The 16,933-nt window shown below is 63.5% G+C and carries 16 protein-coding genes; 9 read left to right on the top strand and 7 right to left on the bottom strand.

What is annotated here, in order from left to right; translation table 11 throughout:
• Positions 1–372 precede the first annotated feature (372 nt).
• A complete protein-coding gene (locus HU720_RS24535; protein WP_264081755.1) occupies positions 373–501 on the top strand; it encodes a hypothetical protein in 129 nt (42 codons plus the stop codon).
• Positions 502–621: 120 nt separating this feature from the next.
• Positions 622–1,824 (top strand): MFS transporter, encoded by a 1,203-nt coding sequence (locus tag HU720_RS21080; RefSeq protein ID WP_186522515.1) that lies wholly within the window; start codon positions 622–624, stop codon positions 1,822–1,824.
• A gap of 73 nt (positions 1,825–1,897) precedes the next feature.
• Here the strand turns inward: HU720_RS21080 and HU720_RS21075 are convergent, their stop codons facing one another.
• Entirely contained in the window at positions 1,898–4,915 is a 3,018-nt protein-coding gene (locus tag HU720_RS21075) for an FAD-binding and (Fe-S)-binding domain-containing protein (RefSeq protein ID WP_186522514.1), read from the bottom strand.
• 153 nt (positions 4,916–5,068) lie between these two features.
• On the opposite strand from HU720_RS21075, the gene HU720_RS21070 reads away from it, so the two are divergent.
• Positions 5,069–5,950: a LysR substrate-binding domain-containing protein gene (locus tag HU720_RS21070; protein WP_186522513.1), complete on the top strand. Its 882-nt coding sequence runs from the start codon at positions 5,069–5,071 to the stop codon at positions 5,948–5,950.
• A 184-nt stretch (positions 5,951–6,134) separates the two neighbouring features.
• Here HU720_RS21070 and HU720_RS21065 read toward each other — a convergent pair whose 3' ends face one another.
• The 6 genes from HU720_RS21065 to HU720_RS21040 form a co-directional block, all read right to left on the bottom strand.
• Positions 6,135–7,544, bottom strand: coding sequence for an amino acid permease (locus HU720_RS21065; RefSeq protein ID WP_186522512.1), 1,410 nt, complete (start codon positions 7,542–7,544; stop codon positions 6,135–6,137).
• A 619-nt stretch (positions 7,545–8,163) separates the two neighbouring features.
• Entirely contained in the window at positions 8,164–9,231 is a 1,068-nt protein-coding gene (gene rluB, locus HU720_RS21060; RefSeq protein ID WP_186522511.1) for a 23S rRNA pseudouridine(2605) synthase RluB, read from the bottom strand.
• Between the two features lie 263 nt (positions 9,232–9,494).
• Complete coding sequence (gene scpB / locus HU720_RS21055) at positions 9,495–10,256, bottom strand: SMC-Scp complex subunit ScpB (protein WP_186522510.1); 762 nt, start codon at positions 10,254–10,256, stop codon at positions 9,495–9,497.
• 14 nt (positions 10,257–10,270) lie between these two features.
• Positions 10,271–10,969, bottom strand: a complete 699-nt coding sequence (locus HU720_RS21050) for a ScpA family protein (protein WP_186522517.1) — start codon at positions 10,967–10,969, stop codon at positions 10,271–10,273.
• A 125-nt stretch (positions 10,970–11,094) separates the two neighbouring features.
• Positions 11,095–11,724: an L-threonylcarbamoyladenylate synthase gene (locus HU720_RS21045; protein ID WP_346656603.1), complete on the bottom strand. Its 630-nt coding sequence runs from the start codon at positions 11,722–11,724 to the stop codon at positions 11,095–11,097.
• A 13-nt stretch (positions 11,725–11,737) separates the two neighbouring features.
• The gene (locus HU720_RS21040; protein ID WP_186522508.1) at positions 11,738–12,598 is read right to left on the bottom strand and encodes a PHP domain-containing protein; all 861 of its coding nucleotides are present in this window, start codon (positions 12,596–12,598) and stop codon (positions 11,738–11,740) included.
• Positions 12,599–12,665: 67 nt separating this feature from the next.
• Here HU720_RS21040 and HU720_RS21035 point away from each other — a divergent pair, with 67 nt between their 5' ends.
• From HU720_RS21035 to HU720_RS21010, 6 genes are all read left to right on the top strand, one after another.
• The gene (locus tag HU720_RS21035; protein WP_186522507.1) at positions 12,666–13,262 is read left to right on the top strand and encodes a septation protein A; all 597 of its coding nucleotides are present in this window, start codon (positions 12,666–12,668) and stop codon (positions 13,260–13,262) included.
• 1 nt (position 13,263) lies between these two features.
• Positions 13,264–13,563 carry a YciI family protein gene (locus HU720_RS21030; RefSeq protein WP_186522506.1) on the top strand — a complete coding sequence of 100 codons (300 nt, stop codon included), beginning with the start codon at positions 13,264–13,266 and terminating at the stop codon, positions 13,561–13,563.
• A gap of 107 nt (positions 13,564–13,670) precedes the next feature.
• Positions 13,671–14,063 (top strand): translation initiation factor 2, encoded by a 393-nt coding sequence (locus HU720_RS21025; RefSeq protein ID WP_186522505.1) that lies wholly within the window; start codon positions 13,671–13,673, stop codon positions 14,061–14,063.
• Positions 14,064–14,070: 7 nt separating this feature from the next.
• The gene (locus HU720_RS21020) at positions 14,071–14,748 is read left to right on the top strand and encodes a response regulator transcription factor (protein ID WP_186522504.1); all 678 of its coding nucleotides are present in this window, start codon (positions 14,071–14,073) and stop codon (positions 14,746–14,748) included.
• A gap of 194 nt (positions 14,749–14,942) precedes the next feature.
• Positions 14,943–15,359: a Spy/CpxP family protein refolding chaperone gene (locus HU720_RS21015; RefSeq protein ID WP_186522503.1), complete on the top strand. Its 417-nt coding sequence runs from the start codon at positions 14,943–14,945 to the stop codon at positions 15,357–15,359.
• A 63-nt stretch (positions 15,360–15,422) separates the two neighbouring features.
• Entirely contained in the window at positions 15,423–16,763 is a 1,341-nt protein-coding gene (locus tag HU720_RS21010; protein WP_186522516.1) for a HAMP domain-containing sensor histidine kinase, read from the top strand.
• The last annotated feature ends 170 nt before the right edge of the window (positions 16,764–16,933 follow it).

Genomic DNA, 16,933 nt, shown 5'->3' with positions numbered 1-16,933 from the left:
GCAGCAGCCCTGAAAACCCCAGGGGCTGCTGCGCAGCCCAACGCGGGACAAGCCCGCTCGCCACAAAGGAGCTCGCCGCAAGGAGATATGTCTGCCGGGAACAGGTTTGTACAAAACCGTAGAATCTCCCACGCTGCCCAGCTCTCTTCGCGGCAGCGCAGCCCGGAAGGACTGGGTGATTTTCTACACAAGAGACCGCGTGAAGTTGACCGGTACTTAAGCCTGCAACGCCCTCTGACAACCCCACCCAGCCGACAAGCGCAACGCAAAAACCTCAAACTGTCATCAAGACTGCGGTATCCTGCCCCCGTTTCACCCACCCTTCGATGCGCAAAGCGCTGCCTTTTCACTCACACTTGCGAGGACGACGAGATGCATGAAATCCCGAATCTGCCCTTCCCAAGCCTGAACCCCGAAGAGCAACCCGTTGCCGCCCACTGCGAACCGACGCCAGCCGTCGACCAGGCCAGCGACGATCAATCCAGCGCCGATCAGGAATAACCACGCGCCCCCGGCAGTGTGAAAACGGCTGGCCTGCGAGCCACTCCACGCCAACGCGTTTTCACACCGCCACATGCCTCCCGGCCCTGCCAACACGCGCCAACGCTTTCGGAACCACCCATGCCGCAACAGTCTCCCTCATCACTGGCGATCACCGCGCAGGTGGTGTCCATCGTGCTTTTCACCTTCATCGGCTACCTCAACATCGGCATTCCACTCGCCGTGCTGCCTGGCTATGTGCACAACCAGCTAGGCTTCAGCGCCGTGATCGCAGGGCTGGTGATCAGCGTGCAGTACCTGGCCACCTTGCTCAGCCGCCCCACCGCCAGCCGTATAATCGATAACCTCGGCAGCAAGAAGGCCGTCATGTGGGGCCTGGCCGGTTGCGGCCTGAGCGGCGTATTCATGCTCGCCTGCTACGTTCTGACACCATGGCCATGGCTGAGCCTGATGTGCCTGCTGGTCGGCAGGCTGGTGCTGGGCAGCGCTGAAAGCCTGGTGGGTTCGGGCTCGATCAGCTGGGCCATCGGCCGCGTGGGCGCCGATAATACCGCCAAGGTGATTTCGTGGAATGGCATCGCCAGCTACGGCGCACTGGCCGTCGGCGCGCCGCTGGGCGTGTGGATGGTCGGCAAGCTAGGCCTGTGGAGCATGGGCGTGAGCATCATCCTGCTCGGCGTGATCGGCCTGCTGATCGCCTGGCCCAAGCGTGCTGCACCGGTGGTGAGTGGGGTCCGCCTGCCGTTCATGCAGGTGCTGGGCAAGGTGTTCGCCCACGGCTCGGGGCTGGCGTTGGGCGCCATCGGCTTTGGCACCATCGCGACCTTCATTACCTTGTATTACGCCAGCCGCAGCTGGCCCGATGCAGCGCTGACGCTGAGCCTGTTCGGCGCAAGCTTCATCTGCGCGCGGCTGTTGTTCGGCAACATGATCAACCGTCTGGGCGGTTTCCGCGTGGCGATTGTCTGCCTCTCGGTCGAAACCGTCGGGCTGCTGATGTTGTGGCTGGCGCCCGATGCGCACACGGCCCTGGCCGGCGCTGCGCTGAGCGGCTTCGGGTTCTCGCTGGTGTTCCCGGCGCTTGGGGTTGAGGCGGTGAATCAGGTATCAGCAGCCAACCGCGGCGCGGCGGTGGGGGCGTATTCGCTGTTTATCGACCTGTCGCTGGGGATCACCGGGCCACTGGTAGGCGCGGTGGCGGCAGGGTTCGGCTTTGCTTCGATGTTCCTGTTCGCCGCCGGGGCGGCGGCTTGCGGGCTGATGTTGAGTGTGTACCTGTACCGACAGAAAGCCTCGCGGGGCAAGCCCGCGCCCACGCGCTAAAGGCGCAAGCCACGCTGGATGGTGATGCCCAGCGCGGTCGTGGGAGCGGGCTTGCCCGCGAAGGGCCTCCCGGTCAGCGCTGGGCGTACTGCAGCACCACTTCCAGCGGGTGGCGCAGTTGCTTGTCGGTCATGCGCTTGACCTGGCTGCGGCACGAATAACCGGTCGCCAGCGCTTCGCCCTGCTTGTCCAGTTTGGTCGCCCAGGACTGCTCGAAGATGGTCTTCGAACTCTGCTGGTTACGCGCCTCATGCCCGTAGGTGCCGGACATTCCGCAGCAACCGGTTGCCTCGGTCACAAGCTTCAGCCCAAGGCGTGCGAACACCTGCTCCCACTGCCGCGTACTGGCCGGCACATTGGTTTTCTCGGTGCAGTGCGCCATCAGGCGGAACGTGCCGCTGGCCGCCGCTGCCTGTTCAGGCAGCACGCTCATCAGCCATTCCTGCGGCAATTGCACTTGCGGGCAATCGACGCCTTCGACTTTCTGATATTCCTGGCGATACACCAGCGTCATTGCCGGGTCCAGGCCCACCAAGGGCACGCCGCAGTCGGCCAGCGCCTTGAGCTGGCTGGCATTGCGGATGGCAGCTTTGGCGAAAGCACCGAGAAAACCCTGCACATGCAGCGGCTTGCCATTGGCACTGTAGGGCGCCAGAAACACTTTATGCCCCAGGCGGTGCGCAAGCTCGATGAACGCCGCCAGCAGCGGCGTCTCGAAGTAACGGGTAAACGCGTCCTGCACCAGCACGATGCTGCGCTCGCGCTGGGCCGGGGTCAGCTCACGCAGGGCCGGCACACTGGCCACTTGCACACGGCAGCGGCTCAAGGTTGCCTGGAAATTGAAACGGCTGATCAGCGGGCTGTCGACCATGCCGACCTGCTCGGCCAGCAGTTTGCTTACCCACTTCGAGCCCATCACCGCGTTGTACAGCCCCGGCGCATGGGCCAGGTACGGGATGGTGAATTCCAAAGAGCCGATCAGGTAGTCACGCAGCGGGCGCTGGTAGCGGCCGTGGTACAGCTCCAGAAAACGCGAGCGGAAGTCCGGCACATTGACTTTGATCGGGCACTGCCCCGCGCAGGATTTGCACGCCAGGCAGCCGGCCATGGCGTCATACACTTCGTGGGAAAAGTCCGCCTGGCCCTGGCTGCGCTCGCGGTTGTTGCGCAGCCGCGCCGGCAGCCCCTTGAGCCAGGACACCTTGCTGCGGGCGGCAGCCAGCACATCGACGTTGGCTTCACCTTGCAGGCGCAGCCATTCGCGCATCAGCGATGCACGGCCCTTGGGCGAGTGCTGGCGCTCACGGGTGGCCTTCCACGACGGGCACATGGCGTCGTTGGGGTCGTAGTTGTAGCAGGCACCGTTGCCGTTGCAATGCACGGCGCTGGGGAAGTCCTGCCACACCCGCTCGCTGATGGTACGGTCCAGGTCGCCGCGCAGGGTCACGCCATCGACCTTGGTCAGGCCCTCGGCGCTGTCTGGTGGAGTGCAGATTTTACCGGGGTTGAGCTGGTTGTATGGGTCGAACGCGCCTTTGAGGCGCTGCAACGCCGGGTACAGCTCGCCGAAGTATTCCGGCACATATTCCGAGCGCAGGCCTTTGCCGTGCTCGCCCCACAGCAAGCCACCATAGCTTTTGGTCAGCGCCGCCACAGCGTCGGAAATGGGCTTCACCAGCGCAGCCTGCGCCGGGTCTTTCATATCCAGCGCCGGGCGTACGTGCAGCACGCCAGCATCGACATGGCCGAACATGCCATACGCCAGGCCATAGCCATCGAGCAGCGCACGGAAGTCGGCAATGTAATCAGCCAGGCGCTCTGGCGGCACGGCGGTGTCTTCGACGAACGGCTGCGGGCGCACTTCGCCCTCGACGTTGCCCAGCAGCCCTACCGAGCGCTTGCGCATGACATAGACCCGGGTCACCGCTTCAGCGCCTTCGGCCAGGGTATGCCCCAGGCGCTCGACACTGGTGTCGGCCTGCAGGTGATCGACGAACGCCTGCACGCGGGCATTGACCTCGGCCGGCTCGTCACCGCAGAACTCCACCAGGTTGATACCCAGGGTCGGGCGCTCGGGGTCGGCGGGGAAATACTCGGCAACGCTGTGCCAGACGATATCTTTCATCGCCAGCATCAGCACCTTGGAATCGACGGTTTCGATCGACAGCGGCTTGTGTGCCATCAACGCATTGGCATCGCGCAGGGCATCCATGAAGCTTGTGTAGCGCACGTTGACCAGCACCGCATACTTGGGGATCGGCAGCACATTGAGCTTGGCCTCGACCACGTAGCCCAGCGAACCCTCGGCACCGCACAACACGCTATTGAGGTTGAAGCGGCCCTGCTCGTCGCGCAGGTGCGCCAGGTCGTAGCCGGTCAGGCAGCGGTTGAGCTTGGGGAAGGTGCTTTCGATCAGCTCGCCCTGGGTTTGCTGGATATCCCGCGCCATGCGGTACACCTCACCCACCCGGCCGGGCGCGGCGCAGGCCTGCTCAAGCTCGGCGTCCGCCAGCGGCAGGCTGTGCAAATGCTCGCCCCCCAGCAGCACGCTGTGCAGTTCGAGCACGTGGTCGCGGGTCTTGCCGTAGGTGCAGCTGCCTTGGCCGCTGGCATCGGTGTTGATCATGCCGCCGACAGTGGCGCGGTTGGAGGTGGACAGCTCAGGGGCAAAAAACAGCCCGTGGGGCTTGAGCGCAGCGTTGAGCTGGTCTTTGACGGTACCGGCCTGCACCCGTACCCAGCGCTCCTCGACGTTGATTTCGAGAATCTGGTTCATGTGCCGCGACAGGTCGACAACGATGCCGTCGGTAAGCGACTGGCCGTTGGTGCCGGTGCCACCGCCGCGTGGGGTCAGGCGAATGTCGCGAAAACGCGGCTCGGCCATCAGTGTGGCTACGCGCGTGACGTCATCGGCATCCAGCGGGAACACCGCTGCCTGCGGCAGGCGCTGGTAGATCGAGTTATCAGTGGCCAGCACCGTGCGGGTGGCGTAGTCGGCACTGATCTGGCCACGGAAGCCACTGGCTTGCAGGGCTTGGAGGAATTCTGGGTAGTTGGCGGCAGGTGCACGGGTGGCGAGCTGGGCGATCATCGGGGGATGGCCTCTTGGTATAGGGCGAATTCACGGTGTTGAATGCACAGCCGGCATGATTGCAGGCTGTACAGATGACGAATGTGCCAATGTTCCTGTAGTTTTGCGCCAGGGGCAAACGGATATTCCTGCCGCTATCAATGAGCTTTATGAATGAATTACCGCCACCTGACGCCGTCGATGTCGTTGCTGCTGGCCTTCGAGGCAGCGGCGCGGCACGAAAGCTACACCCGCGCCGCCGCGGAGCTGTCGCTGACACAAAGCGCGGTCAGCCGGCAGGTGCAGGCGCTGGAGCAGCAATTGGGGCTGACCTTGTTCCGCCGCGAGGGCCGCCAGGTGCAATTGACCGACGTCGGCCGCCTGTACCAGCGCGAACTCAGCGAAGCGCTGGGGCGCATCCGCAGCGCGACATTACAGGCATTGGCCTACCAGTCCGGGGTTGGCACCCTGCGCCTGGCCACGTTGCCGACCTTCGGCTCGAAATGGCTGCTGCCGCGCTTGCATGACTTTTACCGTGCTCACCCCGGCATGCTGGTACACATTCATTCCCGCATCGAAGCGATCAACTTCGAAGCCTGCGAGATCGACGCGACCATTGGCGTTGCCAGCCACGACCTGCCGGGGCTGATCTGCCATCGTTTGCACGCCGAGGAACTGGTGGTGATTCTGCCACCGCAGGGCGCGGCCGAGGGCCCGTGGGGGCCTTTGCAGGTCAGCGGGCAGGTGCTGCTGAATGTCGCCAACAACCCCCATGCATGGGGCGAGTGGTTTTCCCATCACGGCTTGGCGCATCGTTCGATGCGCCTGGGGCCAAGCTTCGAGCTGACCTCGCACTTGATCCAGGCGGTCCGCGCCGGCATCGGCATCGGCCTGGTGCCGCGGGTTCTGGTGCAGGAGGAACTGGCCAACGGCGAGCTGCACAGCGCCGGCGAGCCCTTTGCCAGCCAGCGCAGCTACTACCTGATCTACCCGCCGCGCAACGAAGCACTGCCATCATTGCGGGCGTTTCGCAGCTGGTTGCTGGAGCAGATCTGAAGCCTGTGCTGGCCCCATCGCAGGCTGTCGCCAGCTCCCACAGGAATCCGGGTCAGGCCTCGATAGGGTAGCTGTGCGCGGTCTTTGTGGGAGCTGGCGACAGCCTGCGATGAGGCCCGAACAGGCAACAAAAAGCCCGATGCCAGTTATCCGGCATCGGGCTTGGGTCTAGCTGCTCAGGCGTTTACTTGGCCACGCTGCCAACTGCCTGGACACCGCGCTTGCCCTTGAGCAGGTAGGCGACAAACATCACACCCAGCCACACCGGCATCGCATACACCGACACCTGAATACCCGGGATCTGCAGCATGATGCCCAGAATCAGCACCACGAATGCCAGCACGACATAGTTGCCGTAGGGGTACCACAGCGCCTTGAACAGCGGCTTCTGGCCGGTACGGTCAAGGTGCTGGCGGAATTTCAGGTGCGAGAAACTGATCATCGCCCAGTTGATCACCAGCGTCGCGACCACCAGCGACATCAGCAGCTCCAGCGCATTCTGCGGCATCAGGTAGTTGAGCAGCACGGCAATCAGGGTCACCGCTGCCGAAACCAGAATCGAACGCACCGGCACGCCGCGCTTGTCGACCTTGGCCAGGGCCGCCGGGGCATCGCCTTGTTCGGCCATGCCCAGCAGCATGCGCGCATTGCAGTAGGTGCCGCTGTTGTACACCGACAGCGCTGCGGTCAGTACCACGAAGTTCAGCAGGTTGGCCGCCGTGTCACTGCCCAGCATCGAGAACACCTGCACGAACGGGCTGCTGCCGTAGCTGCCACCGGACGCGTCGATGCTGGCTACCAGGCTGTCCCATGGGGTCAGCGACAGCAGCACCACCAAGGCGCCGACGTAGAAGATCAGGATGCGGTAGATGACCTGGTTGATCGCTTTCGGGATCACGGTTTTCGGCTTGTCGGCCTCGGCCGCGGTGAAGCCGAGCATTTCCAGGCCTCCGAAGGAGAACATGATGAACGCCAACGCCATCACCAGCCCGCTGACCCCATGCGGGAAGAACCCGCCGTGGCTCCACAGGTTGGTAATCGAGGCGTCCGGGCCGCCGCTGCCGCTGGTCAGTAGCCAGGCCCCCAGGGCGATCATGCCGACAATGGCGGCAACCTTGATAATGGCGAACCAGAACTCGGCCTCACCAAAGAACTTCACGTTCATCAGATTGATGGCGTTGATCAGCACGAAGAACCCTGCAGCCGTCACCCAGGTCGGTATCTCTGGCCACCAGTAATGCACGTACTTGCCCACCGCCGACAGCTCGGACATGCCCACCAGGATGTACAGCACCCAGCAGTTCCAGCCCGACAGGAAGCCTGCAAAGCCGCCCCAGTACTTGTGCGCAAAGTGGGCGAAGGAGCCGGCGACCGGCTCCTCGACGATCATCTCGCCAAGCTGGCGCATGATCATGAAGGCGATGAAGCCGCAGATGGCATAGCCCAGGATCATCGACGGGCCTGCGGATTTCATCACGCCGGCCGAACCCAGGAACAATCCGGTGCCGATTGCGCCACCTAAGGCGATCAGCTGGATATGGCGGTTCTTCAAGCCACGCTTGAGTTCGCCTGACTGTGCGTTGTGTTCACTCATGAACGTAGTCACCTGCTTGTTTTTATCTGTGACGGAATCGGACCCACCGCGCTCGTGGCGCAGCGGAATGGGCAAGGTGGTTACCTTGGTTCTTGGACAGGCAGGACGCAGTGGGCGAAAGGCCCAGGCAGGTCAACCGGGTGTCAGCAAGAGTGCGCGGTACGCAAGGGGGTCACAGGTAAAACGCGGCGCATTGTATACCCCTGCAAACGCGCAGGCGTCAACGCGTTGCGTCGGTTCCGGCGGAAAAAACGCAGCGTTCCAATGGGTATGGCCTGAAAAGGCGAAGTGATCGGCGTACATGGCGCCTCCATTTGTTGTTTTGTTCGCAGGGCTCTGCGGCCCGGCGTTGCACACGGCAATGGGGCTATAACACCGTGGTAGAGGGGTTTGGGCAAGGGGGGGGCGGGGCAAGGAGGCAGGTGTTGCGAGGGGGTACGCGGCAAGCTTTCTTTACAACTGTAGGAAAATTCGTGTTTTGGCCGAAAAGCCGGAGCAGCTCGTACAAATTTCTTTACGCGCCGGTGCAAAAACTTGCCACGCAGCGCAAAAAATCTTTCTGATCAAAAGCTTGGGGCCGCAAAAGCGGCCCCAGAACTTAGGTCACAACCGGCGCTGATCAGCCACGCGGCTTGCCGCGACCACGGCCAGCCGGCTTGTCGCCGTCCGGGCGCGCCGGGCGCTTGCGCATGTCGCTTGGGCGCTCGGCCACAGCGCTGCCACGGTTGCCCTTGCGCGCTGCTGCGTCTTCACGCGGCGCACGCGGGGCGCGCTCGGCAGGCGCATCGCCCTGGGTCGGGCGCAGGGTGCGCACGCGCTCGCCACGGCCCAGTGGGCGGGACGACTTGCGCTGCAGGCGCTCGAGCTTGTCCTTGGCCTTGAGGTTCAAGGTCGGCAGCGCCACCGGCTGCAGGCCAACTTCAGCGGCAAGGATGTCGATTTCGCCTTGGCTCATTTCGCGCCAGCGGCCCATCGGCAGGTCGGAGTTGAGGAACACCGGGCCGAAACGCACACGCTTCAGGCGGCTGACCACCACGCCCTGGGATTCCCACAGGCGGCGTACTTCACGGTTGCGGCCTTCCATCACCACGCAGTGGTACCAGTGGTTGAAACCTTCGCCACCAGGTGCTTTCTGGATGTCGGTGAACTTGGCCGGGCCGTCTTCGAGCACAACGCCAGCCTTGAGGCGGTCGAGCATCTCGTCGTCGACTTCACCACGCACACGCACCGCGTATTCGCGGTCCATCTCGTAGGAGGGGTGCATCAGGCGGTTGGCCAGCTCACCGTCGGTGGTGAACAGCAGCAGCCCGGTGGTGTTGATGTCGAGGCGGCCGATGTTGATCCAGCGGCCTTCTTTCGGGCGCGGCAGGCGGTCGAACACGGTCGGGCGGCCTTCCGGGTCGTCACGGGTGCAGATTTCGCCATCGGGCTTGTTGTACATGATGACGCGGCGGGTCGCCTCGGCGGCCTCGACACGCTTGATCAGCTTGCCATCAACGGTGATGGCGTCGTGCAGGTCGACGCGCACGCCGAGGGTCGCGGCGACGCCATTGACCTTGATACGGCCTTGGCTGATCCATGCCTCGACATCACGACGCGAGCCGACGCCGATGCGTGCGAGCACCTTTTGCAGCTTTTCGCCGGATGGAGGGGTAGGTTGTTGGTCCTGCAGGTCTTTGTCACTCATCTGGGCACCTCCCGGTGTAGTAGTGAAAGCGGGCGCGCATCATACGTTGTTCAGGGCGCGAACGCACTGGAGGGTAGAAGGTTTTCACCGATTGGCCGTGATTTTCTGCTCAATGGTGTGTGCCAGTACTTGGGTGCATGCCTGTTGCGGCCTCATCGCAGGCTATCGCCGGCTCCCACAGTAACCGCGTACATCGGTGTCTGGCTCGATTACTGTGGGAGCTGGCGATAGCCTGCGATGAGGCCAGTCCAGGCACCCCACCTCTAAAGCTTGTGATCAACCTCAGGCGCCGGCTGCTCTTCACGCAAATCATCGAAGTCGGTCTTCAGCCCTTCTTCCATGGCATCGAGTTCCACCAGCAACGAACGGAAGCTGGTTTCGTCCTTAGGCGGCTCATCGCCTTCCTGCTCACCCAGGCTGGCATCGGCCAGGGCCTGCAGGTGCGCGGGCACCGGCGCCTCATCCGGGTCGTCAGGCTCGGCGAGAGGCTCAAGCTCGCGCAACTCGGCCAGCGCCGGCAGCTCATCCAGGCTCTTGAGGTTGAAGTGATCGAGAAATGCCCGGGTGGTGGCGAACATGGCCGGGCGGCCCGGCACTTCGCGGTAGCCGACGATGCGAATCCACTCACGCTCAAGCAGCGTCTTGGTGATGTTGCTGTTCACCGCAACGCCGCGCACGTCTTCGATCTCACCGCGGGTGATCGGCTGGCGATAGGCAATCAGCGCCAAGGTTTCGAGCAGCGCACGCGAATAACGCTGCGGGCGCTCCTCCCACAGCCGGCCGACCCACGGCGCATAGGTTTCGCGGATCTGCAGGCGGTAGCCGGTGGCCACCTCCTTGAGCTCGAAGGCGCGGCCGTTGCACGACTTGCCCAACACCTCCAGCGCCTTTTTGAACACGGCAGGCGCCGGGCGCTCGGCCTCATCCAACAGCTCGTACAGTCGCTCCAAGGATTGCGGCTTGCCCGAGGCCAGCAGAAAGGCCTCGATCAGGGATGCGAGTTCGCGGGGTTCGTTCAGGTTCATCGGTCGTCGTCAGGTCATTCTGCCCGGGCACGGACGTGGATCGGGGCGAAGGGCTCATTCTGCACCAGTTCGATCAGCGATTCCTTCACCAGTTCGAGAATCGCCATGAAAGTGACCACCACCCCGAGCTTGCCTTCCTCAACGGTAAACAACTCGACGAAGGGCACGAAAGCACCGCCCTTGAGGCGTTCAAGCACCTCGCTCATGCGCTCGCGGGTCGACAGCACCTCGCGGGTGATCTGGTGGCTCTCGAACAGGTCATTACGGCGCATGACCTCGGCCATCGACAGCAGGATCTCCTCCAACGCGACATCCGGCAGAAGCTTGCGCGCTTTGGCCTGCGGGGCCTCCAGGCGCGGCACGAGGATATCCCGGCCAACCCGCGGCAGTGTGTCGATGCCCTCGGCGGCGGCCTTGAAGCGCTCGTATTGCTGCAAGCGGCGGATCAGTTCGGCGCGTGGGTCGCCCTCTTCTTCTTCAACCTCTGCCGAGCGTGGCAGCAGCATGCGCGACTTGATCTCGGCAAGCATCGCGGCCATGACCAGGTACTCGGCGGCCAGCTCAAGGCGCACGTTTTTCATGAGCTCGACGTAGCTCATGTACTGACGAGTAATTTCTGCTACCGGGATATCGAGAATATCCACGTTCTGTTTGCGAATCAGGTACAGCAGCAGGTCCAGCGGGCCTTCGAAGGCTTCGAGAAAAACTTCCAGAGCATCCGGCGGAATGTACAGGTCCACCGGCATTTCGGTGAGTGCTTCACCGTAGACCAGGGCGAGCTGCAGCTGAAATGGCGCATCGGCATCGACTGCCGGCGCCTCAGGCGCCTGCTGCTCGCTCACGCGTCGACCAGAAACGGCGTGGGGTCGCCACAGCCAACACGGATCACCTCAGGCTCATCCCCGGTGAGGTCGATCACCGTCGAGGCCTTGAGGTCGCCGAAACCGCCATCGACAATCAGGTCGACGTGGTGCTCCAGGCGCTGACGGATCTCGTAGGGGGCGGTCATCGGCTCTTCATCGCCCGGCAGGATCAAGCTGACACTCATCAGCGGCTCACCCAGCTCGGCGAGCAGCGCCAGTACGATCGGGTTGGACGGCACACGCATGCCAATGGTGCGGCGCTTCTCGTGCATCACCAGGCGCGGCACCTCGCGGGTGGCGTTGAGCACAAAGGTATAAGGGCCGGGGATGTGCGCTTTGAGCAGGCGAAAATTGGCGGTGTCGATTTTCGCAAACAGACCCATTTGCGACAGGTCGCAGCACAACAGGGTGAAATTGTGCTGTTTGTCGAGTTTGCGCAAGGTGCGCACGCGCTCCACAGCGTTTTTATTGCCCATCTGGCAACCCAGCGCGTACGCCGAGTCGGTTGGATACACCACTACCCCGCCCTTGCGAATAATCTCAACGGCCTGTTTGATCAGGCGTGGCTGAGGATTCTCAGGGTGAATCTGGAAAAATTGGCTCACGAAGTCTTCCTGTTCATAACGCCATAGGCTGTTCATGTCGGAATCGCCGCCACAAAGGCGGCAGGTCCTCAGGCAAAGGCCGGTAGGCACCGATCTCGCCCCAGGTGCCGGGGCCGTGGAAATCGCTGCCAGCACTTGCCAGCAGGCCAAACTCGCGGGTGAGGATGGACATGGTCCCCACTTGTTCGTGGGGCATCATTCCATTGACCACTTCGAGCGCCTGCCCTCCTGCTTGAATATAGTCGGCGATCAGCCGTCTGCGTTTGCTGCGGGTCAGCTCGTAATGCATGGGATGCGCCAGGCTCACCCAAGCATTGGACTGGCGCAGGGTGGCGACAGTTTCGTCCAGGGTGGGCCAATGCAGCTTGACGTCGCCCAGCTTGCCGGCGCCCAGCCACTTGCGAAACGCCTCGCCACGGTCCTTGACGAAGCCCGCGCGCACCAGAAATTCGGCAAAATGCGGCCGCGCGGGTGCATTAGCGCTGTCGCCCAGCTCTTGCTGCACCGCGCGCGCACCTTCCAGCGCCCCCGGCATGCCCTTGGCAGCCAGTTTGCGGTCGATCTCTTCGGCACGCAGCCAACGGCCGCGGTGCAGGCTTTCGATAGCCGCAAGCAACGGCGGGGCATCAAGCGGGAAATCGTAACCCAATATGTGAATGGTCGCGCCGCCCCAGGTGCAGGACAGCTCTACCCCGCTGACCCAGCGCATACCGCGCTCGGCACAGGCCTGGCGGGCTTCGCAGAGGCCTTCGAGGGTATCGTGGTCGGTGAGCGAGAGCGTTTGTACCCCGTGTTCGAAGGCGCGAGCGACCAGTGCCGTAGGCGACAGGGCGCCGTCGGAGGCCGTGCTGTGACAGTGCAGATCAACATTCATGGTGGAGCGCTTTCGCCGGAATCGATGTTTGTTATTATGCCGTCACATCCCGCTTCTGGCTGCCACTGTGAAACAATTCATCGATTTCATCCCGCTGCTGCTGTTCTTCATCGTCTACAAGCTGGACCCGCGCCCGGTGGAATTCGCCGGCAACAGCTTCGAGTTCGGCGGCATCTACAGCGCTACGGCGGTACTGATCGCAAGTTCGCTGGTGGTCTACGGTGCGCTGTTCCTGCGCCACCGCAAGCTCGAAAAGGGCCAACTGCTGACGTTGGTGGCCTGCCTGGTGTTCGGCGGCCTGACCCTGGCCTTTCACAGCGAAACCTTCCTCAAGTGGAAGGCGCCAGTGGTCAACTGGCTGTTCGCCCTGGCGTTCGCCGGCAGCCACTTCATCGGCGACCGGGTGCTGATCAAACGCATCATGGGCCACGCCCTTACCTTGCCCGATGCCATCTGGACTCGCCTGAACCTGGCCTGGATCGCGTTCTTCCTGATCTGCGGTGCGGCCAACCTGTTCGTCGCCTTCACCTTCCAGAGCTTCTGGGTCGACTTCAAGGTGTTCGGCAGCCTGGGCATGACCGTGATTTTCCTCGTCGCCCAGGGCGTTTACCTGTCGCGCCACCTGCACGACACCGACCCGTCCACCTCCAAGACCAAGGACTGACATGCTCTACGCCATCATCGCCAGCGACGTCGCCAACTCCCTTGAAAAACGCCTGGCCGCGCGCCCGGCGCACATCGAACGCCTGCAGCAGCTCAAGGCCGAAGGCCGTGTGGTGCTGGCAGGCCCGCACCCGGCCATCGACAGCAACGACCCAGGCGAAGCCGGTTTCAGCGGCAGCCTGATCGTCGCCGAATTCGACTCGCTGGGCGCCGCCCAAGCCTGGGCTGACGCCGACCCTTACATTGCCGCTGGCGTGTACGACAAGGTCGTGGTCAAGCCATTCAAGCAGGTTCTGCCGTAACCCGCCGCCCGTTCGCCCTGCCTGCGGGGCGAATGGGGTGTTGCCGTATTCATTTATTCTGACAAACGGCCGACAACCTCCTGAACCGATTCGATTCAGGAGTTCCAATGCGTCAAGGTCCGATGTTCCTCCTGCTTAGCCTGTTACTGCTTTCTCCGCTGGCCAGCGCCCAACAGCCGTTGTCACTGGAAGCCGGTGCGCGGATCACCGAACTGCAACAGCGCCTTGAAGAAAGCGAAAAACAGCGCAGCGCGCTGACCCAGCAGTTGCAGAGCCAGGACAGCGAGCGCGAAAGCGCCCAACTGGCCCGCCTGCGCCAGGAAAACCAGCGCATGAAGCTGGCTATCAAGGAGCTGCAGGCAGGTGCCGGCACCACCCAGCGGCTGCTCACCGACCAACAACAATGGTTCCTGATCGGTTCAGGCGTTGCACTGTTGTCGCTGGTCTGCGGTATCTTAGCCAGCGGCGGACACAGAAGACGCCGTCAATGGTTGAATTGAGTGAGACATGAGCGAGCTGTTACTGATTGATGATGACCAGGAGTTATGCGAGCTGCTCGGCAGCTGGCTGGCCCAGGAAGGTTTTGCGGTACGCGCCTGCCACGATGGCATGAGCGCGCGCCAGGCTTTGGCTGCCCAGGCTCCGGCGGCCGTGGTACTGGATGTCATGTTGCCCGATGGCAGTGGCCTTGAGCTGCTCAAGCAACTGCGCAGCGAGCATGCCGAGCTGCCGGTGCTGATGCTCTCGGCCCGCGGCGAACCGCTGGACCGCATACTGGGCCTTGAGCTGGGCGCCGACGACTACCTGGCCAAACCTTGCGACCCGCGCGAACTCACTGCGCGCCTGCGCGCCGTGCTGCGCCGCAGCCACCCGAGCGCGCCGACCACTCAGGTCGAGGTGGGCGACCTGGTGTTCAGCCCGGTGCGTGGCGTGGTCAGCATCGATGAGCGCGAGATGACCCTGACACTTTCCGAAAGCCGCATTCTCGAAGCGCTGCTGCGCCAGCCCGGCGAGCCGCTGGACAAGCAGGAACTGGCGCAGATCGGCCTGGGCCGCAAGCTGACACTGTATGACCGCAGCCTGGACATGCATGTGAGCAACCTGCGCAAAAAGGTCGGCCCCCACGCCGACGGCCGCCCGCGCATCATCGCCCTGCGCAGCCGTGGCTACTACTACGCCCTTTGAGCGCAGCAGCACGCTTCTAGCGGCTAGCTGCAAGAGAAAGCGGCCCTGCGCACAACTGCCTTTTCTTGCAGCTAGCCGCTAGAAACTTGCAACTGGTCTTTACCCAGCCTTTACCCTCGCCTGACCGCGCTTGACCTTGATCTCCCTAAACTGGGCTCATCCGGTAACAACCGGCCCATGACAGGAGAGACACCATGCGCAAGACCCTTATCGCCCTGATGTTCGCCGCTGCCCTGCCGACCGTTGCCATGGCCATGCCTGAAGGTGGCCCACGCCACGACGGCCCGCATCACCGCGGTGGCGCAGCGTTTGCCCAGCTCGACCTGACCCGCGACCAGCGCCAGCAAGTCGGCAAGCTGATGGGCGAGCAGATGAAGCAGCGCCGCGACATCACCCAGCGCTACCTCGACAAGCTGCCAGCAGCCGACCAGAAAGCCATGCAGGATGAAATCAAGGCCAGCCACGACAAGGCCGACGGCCAGATCCGCGCCCTGCTCAAGCCTGACCAGCAGAAGAAGTTCGACGAGCTGCAAAAAGAACGTGCTGCACGCAAGGCTGAATGGAAAGAGTTCCAGGCCTGGAAAGCTGAAAAAGCCACCAAGGCCCAGTAAGCTGTCAACCCAACGCCCGGCCCGCACCCTTGCGGGCCGGGCTTTTGCCATTTCCTGGAGGTGCTGCTCTTGCGTTCACTGTTCTGGCGCATCCTGGCCAGCTTCTGGCTTGCCATCGCCCTGGTTGCGGGCCTGTCGATCCTGCTGGGCCACATGCTCAACCAGGACACCTGGATCCTCAGCCGCCACCCAGGCCTGAACACCCTCGCCAGCCGCTGGGTGCAGCACTACGAGCAAGAAGGCCTGGATGCCTCGCAGCGGTTTCTGGAGCGGCGCAAGCAGCGCTACAAGATCGACGTGCAGGTGCTGGACGACAGCGGCGAGGCCGTAGTGCCGGGCACCTTCCCGCGCCGCGCCGCAGCCTTTGAGGCGCGCCAGCACAACGATGAGCGGCGCCTGCCGTGGCGCCGCCTGACCGAGGAATACACAAGCCCCAGCAGCGGCGAAACCTACCTGCTGATCTACCGTATTCCACACCCCGAGCTTGAGGCCTGGCACCGTGAAAGCCTGATTTGGCCGCTAAGCGCACTGGGCATCGCCCTGGTGGTACTGACGTTGTTCAGCCTGCTGGTGACCCTCTCGATCACCCGCCCGCTGAGCCGCCTGCGCGGTGCGGTGCACGACCTTGGCCAGGCCAGCTACCAGCAGAACAGCCTGGCGCGCCTGGCGGTGCGGCGTGATGAGTTCGGCGTGCTGGCCAACGACTTCAACAAGATGGGGGCCCGCCTGCAGAGCCTGATCAGCAGCCAGCGCCAGCTGCTGCGCGATGTTTCCCACGAGCTGCGCTCACCCCTGGCACGCCTGCGCATTGCCCTGGCGCTGGCCGAGCGCGCCGAACCTGAACAACGCCAGGCCCTGTGGCCCCGCCTGACCCGTGAATGCGACCGCCTGGAGGCGTTGATCAGCGAAATCCTGGAGTTGGCCCGGGTTGATGCCGAGCAGGCCCATGCGGAGCCGGTCGACCTCAATGCGCTGTTGGGCAGCGTGCGCAAGGACGCCCAGCTAAGCGCCGCCGACCAGGACGTGCGCCTGGAGGCGCAGCCGGGCCTGACCCTGCAGGGCTGGCCAACGCTGATCGAGCGCGCGGTGGACAACCTGGTGCGTAATGCCCTGCGCTTCAACCCAAGCGGGCAGCCGATCGAAATCCGCGCCAGCCGCGAGCCGGAACGCATCGTGGTGAGCGTGCGTGATCACGGGCCAGGGGTGGCGGCGGAGCATCTGGCGCAGTTGGGCGAACCGTTCTACCGGGCGCCTGGGCAGGAAGCACCGGGGCACGGGCTGGGACTTGCGATTGCCCGCAAGGCGGTAGAACGCCATGGCGGCAGCCTGACCTTCGGCAATCACCCGCAGGGCGGGTTTGTCGCGACGCTGGAATTGCCCCTGAAGGCCGAAACCAGCCTGTGATCCTGCAGCCCCGTTGAGGGCCTTATCGCAGGCTGCCGCCAGCTCCCAGAGAGAACGCGCCGAGCGCCGATATTGATGGCTGGCTCAGATCCCTGTGGGAGATTCTATGGTTTCGGGCAAGTCGCTTTTGATTGTGTAGGAGCGGCCTTGTGTCGCGATGGGCTGCGAAG

This window comes from Pseudomonas sp. SWRI51, assembly GCF_014268825.1.
GTDB lineage: Bacteria > Pseudomonadota > Gammaproteobacteria > Pseudomonadales > Pseudomonadaceae > Aquipseudomonas > Aquipseudomonas farsensis.
The sequence above is the reverse complement of the archived record's forward strand: the minus strand, read 5'-3'. Positions and strand labels throughout refer to the sequence as shown.

Coding starts and splice junctions, on each gene's coding strand:
- HU720_RS24535 (WP_264081755.1), top strand. CDS start 373: ATGCATGAAATCCCGAATCTGCCCTTCCCAAGCCTGAACCCCGAAGAG.
- HU720_RS21080 (WP_186522515.1), top strand. CDS start 622: ATGCCGCAACAGTCTCCCTCATCACTGGCGATCACCGCGCAGGTGGTG.
- HU720_RS21075 (WP_186522514.1), bottom strand. CDS start 4,915: ATGATCGCCCAGCTCGCCACCCGTGCACCTGCCGCCAACTACCCAGAA.
- HU720_RS21070 (WP_186522513.1), top strand. CDS start 5,069: ATGAATTACCGCCACCTGACGCCGTCGATGTCGTTGCTGCTGGCCTTC.
- HU720_RS21065 (WP_186522512.1), bottom strand. CDS start 7,544: ATGAGTGAACACAACGCACAGTCAGGCGAACTCAAGCGTGGCTTGAAG.
- rluB (WP_186522511.1), bottom strand. CDS start 9,231: ATGAGTGACAAAGACCTGCAGGACCAACAACCTACCCCTCCATCCGGC.
- scpB (WP_186522510.1), bottom strand. CDS start 10,256: ATGAACCTGAACGAACCCCGCGAACTCGCATCCCTGATCGAGGCCTTT.
- HU720_RS21040 (WP_186522508.1), bottom strand. CDS start 12,598: ATGAATGTTGATCTGCACTGTCACAGCACGGCCTCCGACGGCGCCCTG.
- HU720_RS21030 (WP_186522506.1), top strand. CDS start 13,264: ATGCTCTACGCCATCATCGCCAGCGACGTCGCCAACTCCCTTGAAAAA.
- HU720_RS21025 (WP_186522505.1), top strand. CDS start 13,671: ATGCGTCAAGGTCCGATGTTCCTCCTGCTTAGCCTGTTACTGCTTTCT.
- HU720_RS21020 (WP_186522504.1), top strand. CDS start 14,071: ATGAGCGAGCTGTTACTGATTGATGATGACCAGGAGTTATGCGAGCTG.
- HU720_RS21015 (WP_186522503.1), top strand. CDS start 14,943: ATGCGCAAGACCCTTATCGCCCTGATGTTCGCCGCTGCCCTGCCGACC.